This window comes from Niallia sp. FSL W8-0635, from assembly GCF_038007965.1.
Taxonomy (GTDB): domain Bacteria; phylum Bacillota; class Bacilli; order Bacillales; family Cytobacillaceae; genus Niallia.
Map to the genome: position 1 here is coordinate 996,545 of NZ_JBBOYD010000001.1, position 23,314 is coordinate 1,019,858.

General features: G+C 36.3%; 20 protein-coding genes and 2 pseudogenes. 16 read left to right on the forward strand and 6 right to left on the reverse strand.

Translation table 11 applies throughout. From position 1 onward, the window contains the following. Positions 1–274 precede the first annotated feature (274 nt). The 5 genes and pseudogenes from xylE to NYE52_RS04800 all read left to right on the forward strand — a co-directional run. A complete protein-coding gene (gene xylE, locus NYE52_RS04780; RefSeq protein WP_341192009.1) occupies positions 275–1,693 on the forward strand; it encodes a D-xylose transporter XylE in 1,419 nt (472 codons plus the stop codon). Between the two features lie 833 nt (positions 1,694–2,526). Continuing rightward, complete coding sequence (locus NYE52_RS04785) at positions 2,527–3,765, forward strand: MFS transporter (RefSeq protein WP_341192010.1); 1,239 nt, start codon at positions 2,527–2,529, stop codon at positions 3,763–3,765. 190 nt (positions 3,766–3,955) lie between these two features. Beyond that, complete coding sequence (locus NYE52_RS04790) at positions 3,956–4,579, forward strand: lysozyme family protein (RefSeq protein WP_445669091.1); 624 nt, start codon at positions 3,956–3,958, stop codon at positions 4,577–4,579. A gap of 13 nt (positions 4,580–4,592) precedes the next feature. Then, the gene (gene cysK / locus NYE52_RS04795; protein ID WP_341192011.1) at positions 4,593–5,513 is read left to right on the forward strand and encodes a cysteine synthase A; all 921 of its coding nucleotides are present in this window, start codon (positions 4,593–4,595) and stop codon (positions 5,511–5,513) included. A 76-nt stretch (positions 5,514–5,589) separates the two neighbouring features. Beyond that, positions 5,590–6,148, forward strand: a pseudogene (locus tag NYE52_RS04800) (IS1595 family transposase); the annotation flags it as partial. Between the two features lie 28 nt (positions 6,149–6,176). Here NYE52_RS04800 and NYE52_RS04805 read toward each other — a convergent pair. The 3 genes and pseudogenes from NYE52_RS04805 to NYE52_RS04815 all read right to left on the reverse strand — a co-directional run bounded on the left by NYE52_RS04805 (position 6,177) and on the right by NYE52_RS04815 (position 7,760). After that, entirely contained in the window at positions 6,177–6,605 is a 429-nt protein-coding gene (locus NYE52_RS04805) for a hypothetical protein (RefSeq protein WP_341192012.1), read from the reverse strand. Positions 6,606–6,864: 259 nt separating this feature from the next. Continuing rightward, positions 6,865–7,352: pseudogene (locus NYE52_RS04810) on the reverse strand (DedA family protein). Between the two features lie 144 nt (positions 7,353–7,496). Further along, positions 7,497–7,760 (reverse strand): hypothetical protein, encoded by a 264-nt coding sequence (locus NYE52_RS04815; protein ID WP_341192013.1) that lies wholly within the window; start codon positions 7,758–7,760, stop codon positions 7,497–7,499. 197 nt (positions 7,761–7,957) lie between these two features. Here NYE52_RS04815 and NYE52_RS04820 point away from each other — a divergent pair, with 197 nt between their 5' ends. Both NYE52_RS04820 and NYE52_RS04825 read left to right on the forward strand, forming a co-directional pair. Further along, positions 7,958–8,257, forward strand: coding sequence for a phasin family protein (locus tag NYE52_RS04820; RefSeq protein ID WP_341192014.1), 300 nt, complete (start codon positions 7,958–7,960; stop codon positions 8,255–8,257). A gap of 13 nt (positions 8,258–8,270) precedes the next feature. Then, positions 8,271–9,929 (forward strand): ABC1 kinase family protein, encoded by a 1,659-nt coding sequence (locus tag NYE52_RS04825; protein WP_341192015.1) that lies wholly within the window; start codon positions 8,271–8,273, stop codon positions 9,927–9,929. Between the two features lie 82 nt (positions 9,930–10,011). On the opposite strand, the gene NYE52_RS04830 is transcribed toward NYE52_RS04825, so the two are convergent. Continuing rightward, positions 10,012–12,234, reverse strand: a complete 2,223-nt coding sequence (locus tag NYE52_RS04830; protein WP_341192016.1) for a choice-of-anchor I family protein — start codon at positions 12,232–12,234, stop codon at positions 10,012–10,014. Between the two features lie 205 nt (positions 12,235–12,439). On the opposite strand from NYE52_RS04830, the gene NYE52_RS04835 reads away from it, so the two are divergent. Beyond that, complete coding sequence (locus tag NYE52_RS04835) at positions 12,440–13,582, forward strand: zinc-dependent alcohol dehydrogenase (RefSeq protein ID WP_341192017.1); 1,143 nt, start codon at positions 12,440–12,442, stop codon at positions 13,580–13,582. 160 nt (positions 13,583–13,742) lie between these two features. Next, a complete protein-coding gene (locus tag NYE52_RS04840) occupies positions 13,743–14,165 on the forward strand; it encodes a NusG domain II-containing protein (RefSeq protein ID WP_341192018.1) in 423 nt (140 codons plus the stop codon). Positions 14,166–14,244: 79 nt separating this feature from the next. Here the strand turns inward: NYE52_RS04840 and NYE52_RS04845 are convergent, their stop codons facing one another. Together NYE52_RS04845 and NYE52_RS04850 are read right to left on the reverse strand one after the other, a co-directional pair. Then, complete coding sequence (locus NYE52_RS04845) at positions 14,245–14,577, reverse strand: ArsR/SmtB family transcription factor (RefSeq protein WP_341192019.1); 333 nt, start codon at positions 14,575–14,577, stop codon at positions 14,245–14,247. A gap of 21 nt (positions 14,578–14,598) precedes the next feature. Then, positions 14,599–16,344: a SulP family inorganic anion transporter gene (locus NYE52_RS04850; protein ID WP_341192020.1), complete on the reverse strand. Its 1,746-nt coding sequence runs from the start codon at positions 16,342–16,344 to the stop codon at positions 14,599–14,601. 447 nt (positions 16,345–16,791) lie between these two features. Between NYE52_RS04850 and NYE52_RS04855 the strand changes: the two genes are divergently transcribed. From NYE52_RS04855 to NYE52_RS04885, 7 genes are all read left to right on the forward strand, one after another. Then, positions 16,792–17,175, forward strand: coding sequence for a hypothetical protein (locus tag NYE52_RS04855; RefSeq protein WP_341192021.1), 384 nt, complete (start codon positions 16,792–16,794; stop codon positions 17,173–17,175). Positions 17,176–17,434: 259 nt separating this feature from the next. Continuing rightward, the gene (locus NYE52_RS04860; RefSeq protein WP_341192022.1) at positions 17,435–18,781 is read left to right on the forward strand and encodes a four-carbon acid sugar kinase family protein; all 1,347 of its coding nucleotides are present in this window, start codon (positions 17,435–17,437) and stop codon (positions 18,779–18,781) included. A 12-nt stretch (positions 18,782–18,793) separates the two neighbouring features. Continuing rightward, the gene (locus NYE52_RS04865; protein ID WP_341192023.1) at positions 18,794–19,414 is read left to right on the forward strand and encodes a GntR family transcriptional regulator; all 621 of its coding nucleotides are present in this window, start codon (positions 18,794–18,796) and stop codon (positions 19,412–19,414) included. 14 nt (positions 19,415–19,428) lie between these two features. After that, on the forward strand, positions 19,429–20,454 hold the full coding sequence (locus NYE52_RS04870; protein WP_341192024.1) for a zinc-dependent alcohol dehydrogenase: 1,026 nt from the start codon (positions 19,429–19,431) through the stop codon (positions 20,452–20,454). A 15-nt stretch (positions 20,455–20,469) separates the two neighbouring features. Further along, entirely contained in the window at positions 20,470–21,471 is a 1,002-nt protein-coding gene (locus NYE52_RS04875) for a TRAP transporter substrate-binding protein (protein WP_341192025.1), read from the forward strand. 24 nt (positions 21,472–21,495) lie between these two features. Beyond that, positions 21,496–22,002, forward strand: coding sequence for a TRAP transporter small permease (locus tag NYE52_RS04880; protein WP_341192026.1), 507 nt, complete (start codon positions 21,496–21,498; stop codon positions 22,000–22,002). Further along, complete coding sequence (locus tag NYE52_RS04885; protein ID WP_341192027.1) at positions 21,999–23,273, forward strand: TRAP transporter large permease; 1,275 nt, start codon at positions 21,999–22,001, stop codon at positions 23,271–23,273. Before NYE52_RS04880 ends, NYE52_RS04885 begins: the two co-directional genes overlap by 4 nt. Positions 23,274–23,314 lie beyond the last annotated feature (41 nt).

A 23,314-nucleotide genomic window follows, 5' to 3' on the forward strand; every position in this document is an offset into this window, starting at 1 on the left:
AAAAAGTCTAGGTAATAACAAAAAAGTGAAGATGAAAGTGCTATCAAGAATGCGCTTTCGTGATAATTTAATAGTATGAAATGAATGAATTAAAAGCATGATTAAATAGAAATGAAAACGGAACCATCCTCGTATATTGGTGTAGGTAAGGAGGGATAATAGACTCGATATTTACTAGATAGATAAAAAAAGTGTTTATTGTTAGCAGAAATGAAAAGGCTATCAGTAAACGGAAGAGGGGAGGAATGAAGGAGATTATGTCTCTTTCGAACTTATGGTAAATAAAAATAGTTATTTTTATATCGTACTAATCACGTTAGTTGCAACACTTGGAGGCTTGTTGTTTGGTTATGATACAGCAGTAATTTCTGGGGCAGAAGGGTCACTACAAGCTTATTTTTCAGAGGGATTAGGTCTTAGTTCCCTTGTACATGGAATTACCGTTTCAAGTGCTTTAATTGGTTGTATTATTGGTGGATTTATATCTGGTTACTTCGCTACGAACTTTGGGCGGAAATATTCCCTTATTATTGCAGCGGTACTATTTTTAATCTCAGCTCTTGGATCTGCGTTTCCTGAGTTTTTGTTTTTCACACAAGGAGAACCAAGCTATGCTCTTTTAATTACTTTTAATATCTATCGAATTATTGGTGGAATTGGTGTCGGTTTAGCTTCAGCCATCTCTCCAATGTATATCGGGGAAATGGCACCTCCTAAAATTAGAGGTACTTTGGTTTCATTAAACCAATTTGCAATTATCTTTGGAATGCTTGTTGTTTATTTTGTAAACTGGGGCATTGCAAAAGGACAAACGATGGAATGGCTAAATGACATCGGCTGGCGCTATATGTTTCTATCAGAAGCAATACCAGCAATATTATTCTTAGTTTTATTATTCACGGTTCCGGAAACACCACGTTATCTCGTGTCGAAGAATCAGGATGAAAAGGCAATGACCGTTCTGTCTAGAATATATGAAAAAACAATGGCAAAAGCGACGATGTTTGAAATTAAGGCTTCCTTTAACGAAAACAACAAATCAAAAGCAAAGTTGTTTACTTTCGGAAAGAAAATTGTAGTGATTGGAATCTTATTATCAGTCTTCCAGCAATTCGTTGGAATCAATGTAGCTTTATACTATGCACCACGTATTTTTGAAAGCATGGGTGCAGCAAGAGATGCTTCCATGTTCCAAACGATTATTATGGGCTTAGTAAATGTTGTGTTCACTCTTCTCGCTATCTTTACGGTTGATAAATTTGGACGCAAGCCACTATTGATTATTGGGTCTGTTGGGATGACAGTTGGTATGTTTGGGGTAGCGGCTATGGCCTTCTCCAACAAAATTGGAGTTGCAACATTAGTCTTCATCATTATTTATACGGCATCCTTTATGATGTCATGGGGACCAGTAGTATGGGTGCTAATCTCAGAAATCTTCCCGAATAGAGTGAGAGCACAAGCTGTGGCAATAGCGGTAGCAGCACAATGGGCAGCAAACTACTTTATTTCTTCCACATACCCAGCAATGATGGAGGTAAGTGGCGGAATGACATATTCCTTCTATGGAATTATGAGTTTACTATCAGCACTGTTCATTTGGAAATTTGTTCCTGAAACAAAAGGTAGATCATTGGAAGAACTGGAGAAAATTCTAGTTGACTCACAGAAGAAGGATGAAGATGTAGCTTAAGTATTGATTGATGGGAAAAGCAGGGGGTATAGTCCTCTGCTTTTCTTTTTAATTTTTGGAGAAGTTGTTGGGGTTGGCTGAAAAGAGAGTAGGTTTGGCTGATAAAATCAAATTTTGGCTGAAAAGAGAGTAGGTTTGGCTGAAAAAATCAAATTTTGGCTGAAAAGGGAGTGAGTTTGGCTGATAAAATTAACTTTGGCTGAAAAGAGAGTAGGTTTGGCTGAAAAAATCAAATTTTGGCTGAAAAGAGAGTGAGTTTGGCTGCTAAGATTAAATTTTGGCTGAAAAGAGAGTGAGTTTGGCTGATAAAATTAACTTTGGCTGAAAAGAGAGCAGGTTTGGCTGAAAAAATCAAATTTTGGCTGAAAAGGGAGTGAGTTTGGCTGATAAGATTAAATTTTGGCTGAAAAGAGAGTAGGTTTGGCTGATAAAATCAAATTTCAGCTTAAAATCAAGTAGGTTTAACGGAAGAAATTAATATATACATACTGGTTTTTACAAAAATTTTGAAAAATAAATGAAAAATTCCTCTTCTAGGCGATTGTATCCATCATTGTATGTATGCTAAGATTAAATGGAATTTGAAATGAAACGGAGGTTTTCCTTTTGACAGCATCAATGAGATTAAGATTCCCAATTTTCAACGTTAATTAAATACGTGTAGATGTTCTTCTTATAAGAAGAATGGGATTGGTCTGTCTATTTATTGGAAACCTGAATATATGGTTAATAAAAAGAGAGAAGCATATCATATCTTCGCTCTTTTTTTCTGCGCTTAAAAGATATAGATAGACTTATTCAAACTAATCAAAAAATGAATGTGAGGTTTATGAATGAGTACAGTTAATCATAAAGAAAATTGGTATCGGAATATCGTGTTATTTCTTAGTAGCCAAACGATATCCCTGTTTGGATCGTCGCTTGTGCAATACGCGATTATGTGGCATATAACGTTAACGACAGAATCTGGCTTAATGATGACGTTATATATTTTATGTGGATTTCTTCCGACCTTTATTTTATCGCCAGTCGCTGGAGTTTGGGCGGATCGCTATAACAGGAAAATGCTGATTATGTTATCAGATGGTCTTATTGCATTTGCTACATTGATATTGGCCATTCTCTTTTTAATGGGATATGACCCGATTTGGTTGCTCTTTGTAATGGCGGCAGTTCGAGCATTTGGTACAGGGATTCAAACACCATCTGTTGGGGCGATATTGCCACAAATTGTTCCAAGGGATAAGCTGACAAAGGTGAATGGTGTTAATGGTAGTATCCAAGCGATTATTATGTTCGTATCACCGATGGTTAGTGCTGCTTTATTGACATTTGCATCCCTTGAGACGATCTTTTTCATCGATGTTGTAACAGCTGCTATTGCTATCTTTACTTTGCTTGCCTTTTTAAAGATTCCTTCTCATCAAAGGGCGACAGAAGCACAATCGACTAGTTATTTTAGTGATTTTAAAGAAGGGCTGAAGTATGTGAATAATCATGCCTTTTTGAAGAAATTCTTTTTCTTCTTTGCGATTTTCTTCGTGCTAATGGCACCTGCAGCATTCCTAACTCCATTGCAGGTTACTCGTAGCTTTGGAGATGACGTCTGGCGATTAACAGCTATTGAGATTGCCTTTTCCATTGGAATGATGGTAGGGGGAGGAGTCATCGCATCATGGGGTGGCTTTGAGAATAAAATAAAAACAATGACATTCGCAAGCATCATTATGGGAGTTTGTACGTTTGCTCTTGGGATTATTCCTTTATTTTGGATTTATTTAGTTTTCATGGCACTATTTGGTTTGGCTATGCCGATCTTTAATACGCCAACGACTGTGTTATTGCAGGAGAAAATAGAAGAGGGATTTTTAGGAAGAGTTTTCGGCGTAATGGGAATGATTTCTACCTCTATGATGCCAATCGGAATGCTAATATTTGGTCCAATTGCAGATTTCATTGAAATCGAATGGTTATTAGTAGGAACTGGTGCGCTAATTATTATTTTGTCCATTTTCTTAGGAAGAGATAAAGCGCTGATTGAAGCTGGAAAGCTTGCTACACAGGAAGCTTAATATTCCTGCTCTTATAAAAGACTTAGTTAACAAATCGGTGTTAACTAAGTCTTTTTGCCATTTAGAAGGGATTTTATTTTCACGAGGAATGAAATTCAATATGGTTTCTTGTATAATGAATAAATGTATTGATCAACGGAAAAAAATCAGGAACGTTTAAATCGATTTTAAGCGTCAACGAGGGATAGGGATGAAAAGAAAAAGAAAATCTGCAACGAATACTATTATTGTCATAATAATGGTTATATACTTCGGCTATTTATTTACTTATAGTACAATCAAACAGAATAATGAACAAAGATTGTTGAAATATTTACCTAACATTACGAATGAATTAGAATCAAATAAGTTAAATGCAGAGGAACTGGCGCCAATTTTACTTGCCATCATGGATCAAGAAAGTCATGGAAAAGGAAATGATCCAATGCAATCCTCAGAATCAGCAGGATTAAAAAGAAATGCAATTGAAGATCCGTCAGAAAGTATTAAGCAGGGCGTTTTTCATTTTGCAGAAATGTACAAGTACGGCCAAAAGCAAGGGGTCGATATGGAAACAATTATTCAGAGCTATAATATGGGGCCAGGTTATATTGATTTTATTGTCAGTAATAATCAAGTCAAACATAGTGAGGAATCTGCAAAGACCTATTCAGAATATATGGTTGAACGATCACCAACGATTTATACTTGTAATAATGACAAGTTGAATTTTAGATACCCATATTGCTATGGTGACTTTACTTATGCGGAAAAAGTAACATCTAGGGTGGAAGAAATGAGCAGTATGATTGAAGAATATGCTCGGAAATTATAGGAGGATTATAGAAATGAAGCTATACAAATCGGTACTGGAATTAATAGGAAACACGCCAACAGTACAATTAAATCGAATACCCCAAAAAAGTGGAGCGGAAGTTTATATAAAGTTAGAATCTTTTAATCCTGGTGGTAGTGTTAAAGACCGTGCAGCTTTAAATATGATTGAGAGCGCGGAAAAAGAAGGCAAGCTTATTCCTGGAAAAAGTACGATTATTGAGCCGACATCGGGAAATACAGGAATAGGAATTGCGATGGTAGCAGCAGTTAAAGGCTATCGTTGTATCATTACGATGCCAGATAATGCCACAAAAGAACGGGTGCAAATTTTAAAAGCATATGGAGCAGAGGTTCATTTAACACCAGGAAGCAGACGTATGCAAGGGGCGATTGATGAGGCAAATCGTTTAGCTAGTGATATTGCAGATAGCTTTATTCCAATGCAATTTGAAAATCCAGCAAATGCTGATGCTCATCGTGGAACGACAGCTGTTGAAATTTATGAAGCTTTTGAAGGTAAGTTAGATGCATTAGTATTAACTGCTGGTACTGGCGGAACTGTTACAGGAGTCGGCGAAGAATTAAAGAAAATGATTCCTGGTATAAAAATATATGTCGTAGAGCCATTTGGTTCCCCGGTATTGTCAGGGGGGAAACCAGGACCGCATAAAATTCCTGGAACAGGCCCTGGATTTATCCCTACCATCTTGAATCGTGATATTTTTGATGAAATATTACTGATTAAAGATACTGATGCGGAAGTAATGGCAAGACGACTTGCTGCGGAAGAAGGTATTTTTGTAGGAGCATCAGGTGCTTCAAGTGCGCATTTTGCTGTGCAAATTGCAAAGGAACTTCCTCCGACAGCGAAAGTGCTTTGCTTAGCACCAGATACAGGAGAGCGTTATTTATCATCGGATTTATTTATCTAAATGGAAAGGGGGAGTCCTTGTTTGTCGGGGCTGCTCTTTTTTGGTTTTGGCTGTTTTCGTATAGATTGTTGCTTTCTTGGAGAGGGACGAAACCTTCTTTCGTGAATCAATGAAAGGGCGAGAAATCATCCATAGAAAACCTAAAAAACGTGGAGAAAAAGATGAAAAGAGAGGCATTTCTAACCTTAAAATCGCTGTTGTGATAGCTCAAGACCGAATGGTAGTGTGATTGCTCGTAAAGCGGGAACAGGGCGTGTGAAAGCAGAAGAAATTGACGCTGTGATTGGTGATTATATTCACCCGTCTGCTTTGCTATGCACTGATACAGCTACTAACTACAAGAAGTTTGCTAAAAATAAGAAACTACAACACGAAACTGTTAATGAACGTAAAAAGCAACGTGTCAAGAAAGGGTTATTTCATATCCAACACGTCAATAACTTTCACCATCGTTTAAAAGGTTGGATGGAACGGTTCCAGGGTGTTGCGACTAAATACTTGGATAATTACCTCTATTGGTTCCGATGGCTTGAATTAGGGAAAAGTTTAGCATTTGAAAACGAGTAGAACAAATGCTTATTTCAGCTTGCCGAAATTCTGTCATCACAACTGTTGAAATAATAAGGAGAGCATAAAAAATACCTCTAATCTGAGGTCATTTGATTACTTTAGGTCTGATAGTTTTTCTCCAGTAATAATTTCAAATAGTATTGTTGACTTATTTTTATCTAATTGAGCATATTTACTTTCAGCATCGATTATAAGTTCTACTTTGTCTTTATTTGGACTTATCCAAAGTTCATATAACACTGCTTTTGCTTCAATATTTGGATTTTCATATTGAAAACCAAATTTGTAATCAGCAGGGCGTGCCATATCCACTTTTGCATTTTCCCAATGAATATCATTTAATATTTCTTTCACTTTTTTCACTTTTTCACTATTAGTAATTTCTTTGAAGTCCTCGTAATTATATTCATCACCAATACGTTTTTGGACTTCAATATTTTGCTCTTCATTTTCTAATGTGTTCGAACAACCAACGATGAAAATTGAAATTATTCCACAAAAGACAATTAATAATTTCTTCAAGGTTTCGACCCCCTTTTATTATAAGACGGAAGGTGTATAGAAAAGTTTCAAAATTATTTTTTATATCTCTAAAAACAACAATCTTTGCGAAAAGAGCCTTGTTTTTAGAGTAGTGGATTAAGATTGTTTAATTGGAGTTTGGCTCATAAAATGGAAATTTGGATCATAAGTAGGAATAATTGAATCATATACCTATTTAATTAGTAAATAACCAAGCTTTTATTCTAGTTATTCAAGAAAAAAAAGAGCACATTCCATTTTAAAAAGGAAGCACTCCAATATAGTAACCGATGATAGTAAAAAGCAGGCACCATAGGAAGGAGCCGATAGCCGCGAAAAGGATATATTTTGATAGATTCATGCCTGAAACACCTGAGAAGTAGGAGGCTAATCTTCTGACACCTGGGATAAAATTAGCGATGATAATCGTCCATGGACCATATTTATCAAACCATTTTTCGACTCGTTCTAATTTTGCAGGAGTAAGCTTTAGCCATTTTCCATGTGTAAGCAGAAATGGTTTTCCTATTTTTTTCCTAATGTGTAATTGATGATCATGGCGCTTAGAGCACCAATAAAGCAAATAATATCTGCAAGAAGGAAATTCATCATGGAAATGGAAGTGAGATAACCTACAAAGGTTAATAAAGCTTCATCTGGTACAGGAATACCGAGACCGCTTAGTGCAAAAAGAGCAAATATGGCAATGTACCCGTATTGGGAAATGAATTGTATCGAAGTACTCATTTATTTACTCCATTCTTTCTTTCTAGAAAACTAGCTAATGATAAAAAGCGCATCTTGCAGGTAAGAGGCAGATTTGCGCCTTTCTTATCATACAGGAAAAAAATAAAAGGGAGTAATTTTTATTTTTTGTTGATCACTAGCTGATTAATAGTAAAATTTAAACATAAGGTAGATAATAAAAAATAAGAAGAGAATGAGTGATTGAGTCCAAATTACTTTCTTGCTAAAGCCTGCCTTTTTTTCTAAAAAGAAAATATAACCGTTCATGAGCCCAAAACCTAAAATAAGTGGTAGTATGGCCATTGAACTAGAATCAGAATAGAGCGCATTTACGATAAATAAAGCAATAATAATCATACCAATCGAGCCGAATATTAGTTCTACATACATTGTTCTTTTTTCCTCCAAATTAGAACCCCTCCAATAGAAAAAAATAACCATTAATTACATATCTAAGCATATCATAAATATGTTGGCACAAACGAAGAATATACGCTCATATGATTTGACTTTGGGTCTTATTTGGATTACTTTAATCACAAATAGAAAAGTATTCTAAGGGAAAATGAAGTAGTCTAGAAAGAATATAAGGAGGTTTTTTAAAGATGAGAACAACAATTGAAAAAGCACTTTCCTTAGGTTTAGGTTTAGCGATTGCAGGCAAAGAACAAGTAGAGAAAACAGTGGAAGAATTAGTGAAGAAAGGCGAAGTAAGTAAAAGTGAATCAAAGGATTTAATCAATCATTTGATTCAAAGAGGAGAAGAAATGAAAGGTCAACTGGAAGCAGTTGCGAAAGAAAAGGTTAATGCAGCATACGGAGAATTGAAGTTAGCCACTTTAGAAGATATAAAGAAATTAGAAAAAAGAATTGAGGCATTAGAAAGAAAAAATTTCGAGGAATAAAGTAGGTTTGTAAATGGGTGTAAGTAAACGCGTTAGACAGATGAAAAGATATCGGAAAATCACGTCTATTCTCGCCCGCAACGGAATAGGCTTTTTTTCCAATAAAATGGGGCTGGAGGAGAAGTTTTTTTTTCACAAAGATCATCCTCCTAAAAGTACAGGACGTCGCATACGCCTAGTTTTAGAAGAATTAGGAACGACCTTTATTAAGCTGGGGCAAATAGCTAGTACTCGTCCGGACTTAATCCCACCAGAAATTATAAATGAGCTAAAAGAGCTGCAGGATCAGGTTCCGCCGTTTACCTATGATGAGGCTGTTCGGATTTTAGAAGAAGAATTAGGCCATTCTATTGATCATTTGTTTAAGCATTTCTCTGAGACACCTTTGGCAGCAGCATCCATTGGTCAAGTGCATAAAGCGATCCTAAAAGATGGGACACATGTTGCTGTAAAGATACAACGTCCTAATATTCATGCAATTATTGAAACAGATTTGGAAATTATCGCTGATTTAGCCCGGATTGCTGAAAATACGTGGGCATGGGCGAAGCAATATGGCCTTCGTGAAATTGTTGATGAATTAGCAAAAGGATTGCTTATCGAATTAAATTATGGAATAGAAGCCCGAAATATGGAACGCTTTTTAGAGCAGAATAAACCTTTAGGGTATGTTGTCATCCCGTCTGTTTACTGGGACTATTCCACAAAAAAAGTATTGACGATGGATTATATAGAGGGAATAAAGCTATCAGATCATAAGCGTCTTGATGATGCAGGGATTGATCGTGAATTACTTGCAGAAAGATTAGCCTATATTATTTTTTATCAGATTTTAGAAGTTGGTCATTTCCATGCAGATCCTCATCCAGGAAATGTACTGGCACTAGAGGACGGCAGAATCGTTTTATTGGACTTTGGAATGGTAGGGCAGCTTTCTTCTTATACGAAAAAGAATTTTGCGTCCTTCGTCGTTGCTCTTCGGAATAAAAGCACAAAAGGGATTATCCGAGCTATTTCTGATTTAGGAATGATTCCAGAAAATGTTGATATTAGAAAATTAACCGCTGATGTGGAAGAAATGCGTGATAAATATTATGATATTCCGTTGCAAGAAGTAAGTGTTGGGGAAGCAATCAATGATTTATTTTTTATTGCATTCCGGCATAATATTCGAATTCCATCTGAATTAACGCTTCTTGGAAAGTCGTTAATGACAATGGAAGGGGTTGTCGTTGCCTTAGATCCTACTTTTAGCGTGTTTGATGTTGCGGAGCCTTTTGGTAGGAAGCTTTTTTTAGATAGGCTGAAGCCTTGGAAAATAGTAAAAAGCATAGTAGAGGAGATTCCAGAATATTATGCTTCTATCAAAGAAATTCCATTGACAGTTAAACAGTTTATCGGAATCCTTCGAAAAGGAAAAGTAGAAGTAGAATTTACATCGCCACAATTGGATTTATTAATTAAAAAGATTGATCGGTTCAGTAACCAGATAGCGTTTAGTATTGTCTTACTTGCACTGAGCATCGTCATGGTTGGTCTAATTATAGGAGTTGCCCTAAGTGGGGTACAAACGGTTCTCTGGAAATTTCCGATTATTGAAATTGGTTTTTCCATTGCGATGCTAATGGTTGCTTGGCTTATTTACTCTATTTTTCGATCGGGTAGGTTTTAGTTTATGATGAAGGTTACTGATCTTTTACTAAAAAAAGTGTCAAGACTCTAAAATTGAGTTTTGACACTTTTTTATTATTTCTTTAAGTAGTTTTAGCCTTTTTATATCGGTAAATTAGAAGATAACTGCTTCCACCAATTACTAATAATATGGAACCCAATAGTAACCATGAATAGTTAGCTGTTGCTGTATCGGGTAGTTGGTTTCCTGTTGTATTTTCTTCTAAAGAATTATCAGTAGTATCCTTGTTCACTAGGGAATCTTCTGGTTGATCTACTGTTTCGTCAGCAACATTCTCAACTGGTCCTTCTTCCGAAATTCCGTTATCTTCATCTGTTGACTCCGCTGGCAACGTTACCTTATCATCGTCATCAGGTGTATCTATTGGCGTTTCTTCTTCAGCTACTTGTTGCTCTTTTACAGTAATAGTTGCTTCAGCTTGATTCTGTTTATCTGCTGTTTCTACTAAAATAGTTGCTGTTCCTTCTGTTAGCCCAGTTGCAAGTCCCTCTTCATTTACAGATACGACGTCTGTATTAGAGCTCTTCCAAGTTAATTCCTTGTTGTCTGTTGTATTTTCTGGCAGGATAGAAGCTTCCAGCTGGAAGGTCTGTCCAACTTCCATGCTGATAGTAGTTTGATTCAGTTCAATCGAATCAATTGGAATCAACGGATCTACTTGATATTCATTACCAGCAACTGTTCCACTTACTTCATTTCCAATTAATAACAATGGTTTCTTAGTGGGGCTGTCCTCTGCAGGGATAAAGGATAGTCCTTCTGGAGCGACATCCCCGCTAACTGCTTGTGAAAAATCTCTCGTATTTAAATAGTTGGCGAATGTTGCATTTGCGGGGTTGGAAATATTGTAAGTCATCACACCACTAATGCGTTCTAAGCCGATAAATGCATAAAGCTCGTTTCCAATCATCCCTACTTTGATATCTTCTGGTTCAGGTCCTTTTTTGGCACTACGCTTCTCAAATACATCATCATCATTTGACCAGTTAAAGAAGTCTGGATAACGATCAGCTGTAATTTCTTCAAACTCACTGCCGCTGTCAAACACAAGTTCCATTGTATCTGCGTTCCAGATGGAGAAGGAGCGTCCACCTAGCGTGTAAATCGCATCGTTTCCACGGTCGGTAAGTACTTCTAGCTTGTCATAATCACCAGAGCTTTTCATGCGCTCGAATGTAGCTTCTGCTTCTTCTTTTGTAAATCCTTTAAATAGAGAGGAATCTAGTTGAATCTTATCTTTTACTTTTTTGAAATCTTCCATGTTAACAAACTCTTCCCATTCTGTTGCATCGCCCTCGTTTGCTGTCAATAAATAAGTATGGCCATCTTTCTCGACTACATCAATCGAGTCTGGCATATATACGCCTAAGATTGGCAAGGATTCGATTTCAATTTTATCATTTCGTGCTGCATCCAATCCGTTTTCCGGTAAAGAGTGATCTTTGAAACCTAATGATTTCACAGATTGTACTTTTCCAGTTTCCACATTGATTTTGGCAATTGCATTATTTTCTTGGAGAGAAACGAATGCTGTTTTGCCATCCTTTGTTAGTCCGATGTATTCAGGCTCTAAATCGTGGACTGCATCAGCTATGGTACCGTTGTTTCGGATGTGCACATCGGAGTCTATTACACTCGTATCATCAAAAAGAATCGTATTTGCTTGGTTAGTTTCGTAGTTAATAATCGTAATGGAGCCTTCTGGATCAACGCCGTTCTCTAATCCTAATCTAGGCTCTGCTTCATTTGCAGATAGAATAAAGTTGCCGTCTTTTGAAATAACGACATTATCAGGCTGAACACCAGTTTCGAATGTATATAGGATATTCCCATCATAATCCATGATAACGATGCGTCCATTTTTGGAATAATCTTCATCCTGAACTGCTGCTGCGACAATCTGTTTCTCCGTATTAATATCAATGCTAGTTAAGTCCCCGTATTGAAAGCTATCACTGTTCAGCAGTTCTGCAATATTAATAGATTTCTCTTTGGACAAATTTTGAAGTGTATTTGATTCTAAAGAAGATAAATCCACAATATCGATTGTTTGGAGCTTTCCATTAATAACATAGAATTTTTGATTATCTGGATTATACTTTACGATTTCAGCTACACCACCATCTTTATCTGATAAACCAGTACTGTAAGAAGCAATTTTGTTCACAGTGATTGCATCTGAAAAGGTTGCAGCGCTTACAGAAGATGGTGCAGCATAATGAGAAAATCCGAGTAAACAAGTTACTGATAAGGCACTAATCGTTTTTGCAAATGTATTTTTCATATTCTCCTCCTCATAAAATGTAGATATTTGTAGAAACATACTATGTATACTAAAGATTGATTTTAGGGTATTGATGTCTTTCATGTAATTTTCTTGTTTAGAATATGTAAAGATAAGAAGCAGCGCCAGGGAATATTTGGATGTTTGTCTTGTACTACCAGATTGGTATAGATAAGCAATTCTAAAAAACAGGAGGAGTTTGCAAATGAAGGCTGTCACTTTTCAAGGAACTAAGGATGTGCAAGTAAAGCAAGTAGAAGATGCGAAGCTCCAAAAGAAAGATGATATTGTTGTTCGTATTACATCAACGGCTATTTGTGGTTCGGATCTACATATTTATCAAGGAGCGTTACCTGCTGAAAAAGACTATGTAATTGGGCATGAACCAATGGGTATTGTAGAAGAGGTAGGTCCAGAAGTAACGAGAGTTAAAAAAGGAGATCGCGTAGTGCTTCCGTTTAATATTTCTTGTGGACATTGCTATTATTGTGAGCATGAAATGGAAAGTCAGTGTGATAATGCAAATCCAAATAAGGATATTGCCGATACGGGAGCATATTTTGGTTTTACAGAGAGGTACGGTGATTATCAAGGAGGACAAGCGGAACTATTACGTGTCCCATTTGGAAATTTTGTGCCTTTTGTTATTCCAAAATCTTGTGAATTAGAGGATGAAGCACTATTGTTTATGTCTGATGTTCTTCCAACAGCTTATTGGAGCGTTGAAAATTCAGGAGTAAAGGATGGAGATACGGTTATTGTATTAGGCTGCGGTCCTGTCGGCTTAATGACTCAAAAGTTTGCTTGGATGAAAGGAGCGAAGCGGGTTATTGCTGTCGATAACATTCCTTATCGCTTAAACCATGCACAAAAAATGAATCAAGTAGAAATTGTTAATTTTGATAATCATGAGGATACAGGTAACTATATAAAGGAATTATCTTCTGGTGGTGCAGATGTAGTGATAGATTGTGTAGGAATGGATGGAAAGAAAACTCCTATGGAAGTAATCGGGCAAAAATTAAAGCTCCAAGGAGGAACACTTAGTGCTATTGAAATCGGAATGAATGCAGTGCGCAAGTTCGGTACCATGCATTTAACAGGGGTTTATGGCTCGAAGTATAATATGTTTCCATTAGGAAATATTTTTGAACGAAACATTACGGTAAAAACAGGGCAGGCGCCAGTTATTCATTATATGCCAATGCTCTTTGATTGGATTACGGATGGAAAAATTGATCCGACAGAAATCATTACCCATCGCATTTCTTTGGATGATGCAAGTAACGCCTACCAGATGTTTAATGATCATGAGGATGAAGTTATTAAGGTTATTCTTAAACCTTAATTTTGAGGAAGCCATCGAAGGAATTTGATGGCTTTTTATATGTTTAGCTGCTGACTAAACATATGGCGATTTATCGACGATTTGTCTCTATCCATATGTTTCTACTATAAAAACCTTTATAATATAAATGTATATTAGCTGATAGAAAGGGAAGTTTTCGATGAGAAAATACTCTAAGATGATAAAACCCTTTGATATTATAATGGTCGTTATCCTCCTAGTCATTTCATTTGTACCAATGGCCGTATTTGCGATGAATCAAAGCAAGGAAGATGAAGGTAACAAAGTAATCGCAATTATTACACAGGACGGTCAAATCATTCGTGAAGTAGAATTAACTGGTCATATGGAAAATGAGCAATTTATGATTAAAGGAAAAGGCAAACAATATAATTTAATTGAAGTGGAAAATGAGCAAATCAGAATTAAAGAAGATAATAGTCCAGACCAGATTGGCGTCAAAATGGGCTGGAAGGGCATACCTGGTCAAACCATCATTTGCTTGCCACATAAAGTATTAATCGAAATTGTCGCAGAAAAACCAGATGAGATAGAAGAGGATGGATTGATATTATCTCATTGATTATTAATCATATTTTTTAACAGCCTTTTATAAAAAAAGCATGGAAATTATTTTGTTGAAATAATTTCCATGCTTTTTTTCATTTTACCATTTCATTTACCTTATCTAAAATGGTAATGGTATCAATCAAATGATTATTAAAGATTTTTTTAGCAACTGAAAGAAGTTCAATGATTGCTGGATCTCTAAGAGAGTAAATGACTCGATTGCCATCTTTGTTCCCGATAACAATATTTTTAGAGCGCAGGATACTTAATTGTTGGGAAACAGCTGAGCCTTCCAACTCTAAAAGCTCGAGAATTTCATTTACACTTTTATCCCCTTGTGCTAGAATTTCTAAAATTTTAATTCGTAAAGGATGGGCTAGCGCTTTAAAAAAATCTGCCTTAAATTGTTGAATATCAAGATTCAAATACCTTCCTCCTTTTCCTAATTACTTAATTGCTATCGATGTTTTATTTATTTTTTGTTCTTGTAGATTGGAAAATGCTTCGCACTCTTGAAAAGCAAAATGTTTGCAGTCATGACATTGATGCTTATTTATAAGGAGTAAGCCATAGTCAATCGCCTCTCCTGTGTGCAGAAAGAAATGATTTACACCAATTTTTTCAAACAAGCCAGTTTTTCGCAAAATGCTTTCTGGTTGAGCATTAATTCCACAAATTAGAACTTTCCCATGTTTGGAAAAGCTGTGAACAATGTTAGAGAAATAGGCCTCTCCCGTTAAATCCATGAAAGGAACTTTTCCCATTCGAAGAATTAATATCTTAGGCTTGTGATGAATGGAATGCAATAGGGTTTGTTCAAATGCTTGAGCTGCTCCAAAAAATAACGGTCCCTCTACATCGAAAATGCTAATTTGCGGACATCCATTTGATTGTTTTTTTTCTATTTTTTCCAATTTATTTAAGTGACTAGGCAGCACTTGAGATGTTTTCATTATATCACTCATACGTTTAGTAAAGATAATAATAGCTAAAAACAAGCCTATTTCTACTGCAGTCGTTAAGTCGAAAAAGACGGTTAGTAGAAAAGTAACGCTTAAAACAAGGGAGTCTCCTGTTTTTGTTTTAAGAATTGTGCGAAATGATTTTTGTTCACTCATATTCCACGCAACTACCATTAATAAGGGAGCCATGCTTGCGAGTGGGATTTTTCCTGCAAAAGGTGCAAGAACTAATAGAATCAAAAGAACTACGAAACCATGAATGACTCCGGATAGAGGAGAAACTGCCCCGCTTTTTATATTAGTAGCTGTTCGAGCAATGGCACCTGTAGCTGGAATACCACCGAATAAGGGAGCAATCATATTAGCGATTCCTTGTCCAATTAATTCTTTATTACTATTATGTTTGCTGTTTGTCATTCCATCTGCGACAACTGCAGATAATAGGGACTCGATGGCACCAAGAATCGCAATAACAAAAGCGGGTTGTATTAAAAATGTAATCCGGTCCCAAGTTAAAGCAGGAAGGTGAAGGGATGGTAACGTATTCGGAATGCCGCCATACATAGAATCTATAGTAGCAATTTCACTAGGATAAAAAATGGTTGCAATAATAGTAGAAATAACTAATCCTATTAATGGCCCAGGTAATTTTGGAAACCATTTAGGTGACATAAGAATAATCACGAGGCAAATTACAGCTGTAAGAACACTATAAAGACTAACGGTATCGATTTGCTGTAAGATTTCTCCCATGTTAGCTAGGAACGCTTCATGTTTTTCAATATCTCGTAATCCTAAAAAATTGGAAATTTGGCCTGTGAAAATGATAACGGCAATTCCGGAAGTAAAGCCAATGGTTACAGATCTAGGAATATATTTAATGAGGGAACCAAGTTTAAATACGCCAAATAAAATTAACATAATGCCGGCTAAGAATCCTGCAATTAACAGATTTTCAAAGCCATAGCTGAGTACGACACCAAGCACAATAGGAATAAAAGCACCAGTTGGACCACCAATTTGAAACTTAGATCCTCCTAATAAGGAAATAAGAATGCCGGCAATTATTGTTGTATAAATTCCGTATTCAGGCTTTACACCTGATGCAATCGCAAAAGCCATTCCCAAGGGAATTGCGATGATACCAACAATAATTCCAGATGTAATATCTTTTCTTAAAGATGAAAATGAATAGTGAGCAAATCGATTGTCAACCAAACTCCATTTCATAATAACCCTTCTTCTTTTGAATATTTGTATATTTGATTATTTGAATATACTATTAAAATTTACGCTTTGAATGGGGGGAAGTCAAATGTTTTTTTGTTTGGATTTAGGGTTTTAGCATGGGGGTGGTATGTTATTTTTGAGTTTGGATCATAAGTGTGGAGTTTTGGATCATAAAAGGAAAGAATGGATCATAAGTGCGAAGTTTTGGATCATAAAAGATAAGATTTGCTTCATAGGTATGATAGATTTAAAAAGGCTGGAACAACACTAAATATTTAATTTGTAAAGACGAACAATCTCTAATTTAGTTCTTAAATTCAGGCTGCGGATATCTATGGCGTTTCTCCACAAGTATTTAGTTTATTGTTCGGAATCAATGGAGTGGGGCTGATTATCGGCACTCAAATTGTTGGAAGGGTTTCGAGAAGATATTCCGAGAGAACCTTCTTGAAGAGTGGTTTGATTTTATCCATATCTGCTGCTTTATTAGTACATGCGATTCTAATGCATACGCCATTACTGGCAGTTGCAATCCCAATATTCCTTTTCGTTATGTCGCTTAGTATTATTGATACATCGTCCTTCTCTCTAACAATGGAAACAAAAGGAAATGTGGCTGGGAGTGCTTCTGCTCTATTAGGTTTATTACCATTCTTACTGGAATCTCTAACAGCTCCGTTAGTAGGAATAGGAGGAGAAGAAACGGCTCTGCCTATGGGAATTACTATTTTCGTAGCAAGTAGTTTATTAGCTTCTCTGTCATACTTTATGTTGGTTCGAAAGGGTTCTGTGAAGGTGAATGCAGCAGAGGATGTTACGAACCAGCATTGATTTTATAGGTAATTAGAAAAGGCGCTTTCCATTATGGAGGCGTCTTTTTTGTTAGTCAATCTAGTTTTATAAATTAATAAGATTTTTGAAAGCGCTTATTGTAATTTAAAAATAGATGTGATACTATATAGATACAACATAGATCTAAGTTAGATTTTACCATTTCCATAGTGGTAATGAGTAAAAAAACTTCGCTATTATGATACATATATTCTTCTGTTATAAGTAATATAGATTTCGGTTAGAAAGGATTGAGATTATGGTTAAACGTAAGACTCTTGCCTTTTATGGGGATGACTTCACAGGATCTACAGATGCTATGGAGGCGTTACACCAATATGGATGGAGGACAATTCTCTTTCTAGAACCACCTAATGATGACATGCTTGAGCTTTTTAAGGATGCTGATTGCATCGGTGTTGCAGGTACAGCGAGAGCCAAAAATAGAACTGGCATGGAAGAGGAATTACGTCCAGTGTTTGAAAGGTTTAAAGTTTTAAATCCTTACTATGTCCATTATAAAGTGTGTTCTACATTCGATTCTGCTCCAGACGTAGGCAGTATTGGATTTGCTGGTGATCTTGCACGAAAATATTTTGACAAGGGAACCTATCCTGTTTTGGTAGGTGCCCCAACTTTAGGACGCTACACGGTATTTGGTAATCACTTTGCAAACTTTTATGGTACTATATACCGACTCGATCAACATCCAGTTATGTCAAAGCATCCTTCCACACCGATGGATGAAGCAAATCTGAAGAGTCATCTGGAGAAGCAAACCAAGCAAAGTATTGGTAATATAACAATACTTGACATGGAGGAAACTGCTACTGATTCACATGTACTAGATTGCGAGAAAGATATGATGATTTATGATGCTCTTGATGATAAACATATTGCATGGTTTGGAGAGGTACTGAAAGAAAATAAGAAAGAAGATTCTTTATTCGTAATTGGTTCGTCTGGTGTTGAGTATGCCTTAGGTAAGGTTTTGGAGAAAGAGAATATGGGAGTAGAATCTAAATTAAAACCTAAGAGTGATATAGAAGAAATGTTTGTCGTATCAGGGAGTGTTTCTGAAGTTACTAAACGTCAATTAGAAGAAGCAGAGCAAGCAGGTTTTTATATGATTCAGGTTCCATACCAGCTTTTAAGTGAAACGGAATTACCTGAGGAATTCCTAAATGGAATAGTGGAAACCATTCGTGCAGAGAAAAAAGCTATCTTATACACTGCAAAAGGAATAGAGGATACTAGCATACAGGCAACTAAAGAGCATTTAGTTAAGCATGGAATAGCCAAAGAGGATATTGGAAGACTAATTGGTAAACAGCTAGGTAAATGGACAAAATATATAATGGAAAACATGGAATTAAAACGCATTGTCGTTTCTGGTGGCGATACATCTGGATTTGTTACTTCACAGCTAGGTATTTTCGGACTAGAAGTATTAGATTCTATTGCTCCAGGTGCACCGCTTTGCAGAGCATATTCTGATGATGAACGCTTTAATAATCTCGAGATTGCGCTGAAAAGTGGTCAACTAGGTGGAGAAAACTTTTTTGAGAATGTGTTTATGTCAGGTAAGAGAAGATTTAATGATTAGGAGGGGCTACTAGTGCTTTTAAAAGATATAGCCTATCAAAAAATAAAAGAAAAAATATTAGATGAAGAATATCACCCAGGTCTCTTTCTGTCTGAGAGAACATTAATTAATGACTTGAGCATGAGTAAGACACCAATAAAAAATGCTTTAGTACGTTTAGAGACGGAAGGGTTTATTACCGTTTCTTCTAAACAAGGAATTTTCATCAATGATTTATCAGTAGATAAAATTAATGATATCTACAATTTACGTATTGCACTAGAGAGCTTTAACTGTGAAACCATCTATCCAGTTATAAATGCTGATCAATTGGCAGAGTTAAAAAGCAATATTGAAGAAACAAAATTAGCAGTAGAAAGTGCAGATGCAAAAGCATTTGCGACATTGGATCATGAGTTTCATTTAACTCTTAGCGAAGCGACAGGAAATCAAGAAATCACACGAATTCTACTAAACTATCAGGATCATTTACTTCGAATTACACTAAGACATTTAAGTAAGGATCCGTCTAGAGTTCGAAAATTCTATGAAGATCATGTCGAGATTTACAAAGCGCTGGAAAATCATCATTCTGAGTCAGTGACATTAATGCGTAAACACTTGCAAGATTCTAAATCAATATTATTTAAATAATAGGAGTGGTAAGAATGAAAGCAGTATTTGTTGATGCGCCAGAAACAGTTGTTGTAAAGGAAATTGATATACCGAAAATAAAAGATGATGAAGTATTAATAAAAGTTGCCGTTGCAGGCATATGTGGTTCTGATATTCATACTTACAAAGGGTTACATCCTTTTAGGAAACCACCTGTTGTTATTGGTCATGAAGTAGCTGGTGAAGTGGTGGAAATCGGTAAGAATGTTACAAAATTTAATGTGGGAGACCGCGTTACGGTTGAACCACAAAAAGGCACAGGTGAAAGTGAAGGAGAAATGACGGGTAATATCAATTATTCTGATGAGCGATTGGCACCAGGAATGGGAGATTGGCTCGGTACAATGGCGGAATACTTTGTATCTCCTGAATCACTAACAATCGGTCTACCTGATTCTGTTAGCTATGACCATGGAGTGCTTGTTGAGCCGTTAGCTGTTGGTGTTCATGCTGCTTTTAAAGGGGATGTGAAAGCGACAGATCGAGTTGCTATTATTGGTGCAGGTCCAATTGGTCTTCTTACACTTGCAGCTGTTCGTGCACGTGGAGTGGAAGAAACGTTTATTACGGATGTTTTAGATTACTCACTGGATGTAGCTCGTGAGCTTGGAGTGAAAGAAGCCATGAATACGATGAATAATCCAAACTGGATCCAAGAAGCGAAAGAAAAAATGGGTGGCTCTTTCGATAAAGTCTTTGTCACTGTTGGTGTACCAGGCATTGTCAATGATGCTCTTACTCTATTGAAAAAGGGTGGTCGTGCCGTAACTGTAGCGATGTTTAATGGACCACAAGATCTTGATATTCAACAACTGCAGCAAAACGAGAAAGAAATCGTAGGATGTATGACATATAATCGACCAGATACAGAAGAAGCATTAGAAATTATTCGTAAAAAGGAAATTCCTGTTGAAAAGGTTATCTCTCACCATCTAAGCTACGAACATGCAGCTGAAGGGTTTAAAATCGTTAATAAAAAGCTAGATCAGTCTGTTAAAGTACTTGTTAATTTTAATTAATAGGAGGTTAATAGCATGATGAAAACCATTAGTAGTTTACTAGGGTTAATGCTGTTAACAGTCTTTGTTCTTGGAGGTTGTGCTTCTAGTGCAACCTCTGGGGATAACAAGGATGTAACAGTATTAAGACTCGGACATATACAGAGCGAAAGTGATATTTGGAATGTCTCTTCCGTTAAATTTGCAGAATTGGTTAATGAAAAGACAAATGGTTCAGTGAAAGTAGAGATATACCCAAGCTCTACATTAGGTTCTGATCGTGATCTAATAGAAGGTATGCAAATTGGATCAGTAGATTTCTCTCTTGTTGCTGGAGTAATGTCCAACTTTTATACTCCATACTCTATCTTAGAGTTGCCCTATTTGTTTGATGACATGGATCATATGAAAGCGTTTTTATATGGTGAGGGAGGAAAGAAACTACAACAAGATATGTTAGAAGCCACTGGTGTACGTGGACTTGAATTTTTTATACGAGCACCACGAGAGCTAACTACTAATAAATTAGTAGAAATGCCTGCTGATTTAAAAGGGATTAAAATTAGGGTGCCAAATATAGAAGCATCTGTTGAAGGCTGGGAGGCAATGGGAGCAAATCCAACTCCAATGAACTTTAGTGAAGTATACTCATCCCTACAAACAGGTGTAATTGATGCACAAGAAAACCCAGCTTCCTTTATCACTAGTGCTAAAATCCACGAAGTACAAGATTATCTAATTAAAACAGATCATGTATATGGTTATGTGCAATTATTAATGAGCGATAAAACCTATCAAAAACTAACCGAAGCAGAACAAAAAGCGGTGGAAGAAGCTGCTATAGAAGCACGTGATTACCAAAATGAACTTGTAGCAAAAGCGGATGAAGAAGCACTTCAAGAAATGAAGGATGCTGGAGTAGAGATTATTGAAGTCGATAAAGAGGCATTTAAGGACCTAGTTCTGCCTGTACATAAGAGGTTGGCAGATAAATATGGTCGAGAATTATATGATAGTATTGTCAACACGAATCAATAATTACTTTAAAGGGGGAGGAACCAGATGCAACTATATGTGAATTTTATAGATAAGATTAATAAAGTCTTGAAATTTGTTGTATCCAGTATGTTTATCGTATTGGTAGCACTTGTTTTCCTACAAGTTGTGACCAGGTTTGTTATAAATTATCCTTTGAGTTGGTCTGAGGAAATTGCTCGTTATATAATGGTTTACTTAGTATTTCTAGGTTCAGCAGTAGCTGTCCGTAAGGGGGAACATATTGCGATAGATTTTCTAGTTGAAATTGTAAGCGCTAAAAATAAGAAGCGATTAATGATGCTAATATTGTCTATCTCTTCTATTTTCTTTGCTGTCCTTTGTTATAACGGTATTTTATTGACTGCATTGGTAGCTGGAGAAGCAACACCAACTCTGCAATTTTCGATGTCTTGGGCCTATGCAGCAATGCCAATTGGATCTTTATTAATGTTGTTAAATGCTATTGCAGTCCTAATTGAAATAAAAAATCGTCCAGTAGAGGAAATACCAACAGGAGGTGACATCCTATGATCGCAGTCTTATTTATTTCCCTAATTGTTTTCTTTTTACTAGGTGTACCAGTCGCTATATCCTTGGGATTGTCTTCCTGTCTTGCCCTATTGGTAAGTGGAGATATTCCACTTCTTGTTCTTGATCAACGTGCCTTTGTCGCGTTAGATTCCTTTCCATTAATGGCAATACCACTGTTCATATTAGCAGGTGTTATCATGGAGCATGGTGGTATTTCCGAACGATTAATTAATCTTGCTAATGCGATATCAGGACATTTCTATGGTGGATTAGGAATAGTAACGGTTGTCACAACCATGTTTTTTGCGGCTATTTCTGGATCAAGTGTAGCTGCAACTGCTGCATTAGGATCAATCCTTATTCCTGCCATGATTAAGCGTGGGTATCATCCTAACTTTGCTGGTAGTACCCAAGCTGTATCAGGGACACTAGGTATTATCATTCCACCTAGTATACCACTTATATTATATGGAGTTGCAGCTGGGGCATCTATTGGGGATCTATTCATAGCTGGGATGGTGCCAGGGATTGTAATAGGTATAGGGCTTATCATTGTGGTTGTTATTCTTGCGAAGAAACGTAATTATTTGAAAGAACCTAGAAAGAGTGGGAATGAAGTTTGGCAAGCTTTTATTAAAGCACTACCAGCACTTATTATGCCATTTATTATTCTAGGTGGTATATATAGTGGAATCTTTACGGCAACTGAGTCTGCAGGTGTTGCTGTAGTATATGCCCTTATCGTAAGTATTGTGTTTTATCGTTCTATTAACCTTAAAAATATTGGTAAAGTACTAACACAGGCAACGAGTACTACGGCTTCTATTATGTTTATCCTTGCAACTGCAGGACTATTTAGCTGGGTTTTAACTATCCAAAATGTTCCTCAACAAGTTGCGGAAATGATTACATCAATGTCGGATAATCCTACAGTATTCCTGATTTTTGTAGTCCTATTACTCTTGCTGATTGGAATGTTTATGGAAACAAATGCATCAATCATTATCCTTGCACCAATTTTAGCTCCTGTAGCTAGTGAACTCGGTATTGATCCAGTTCATTTTGGTATCGTTATGATTGTCACACTTGCTATCGGTATGGTAACACCGCCACTAGGATTGAACCTATTTGTAGCAGGTAAGATTGCTAACCTACGTTTAGACCAATTGACACGAGGTATGATACCATTTTACGCCGCCATTTTAATCGCATTATTGTTGATTACCTTTATTCCCTTTATATCAATGGGGTTAGTTCAATTATTTAAATAAAATTTAGTTGGTAGATTGGTGTATTAGTAGGAAAAGATTTA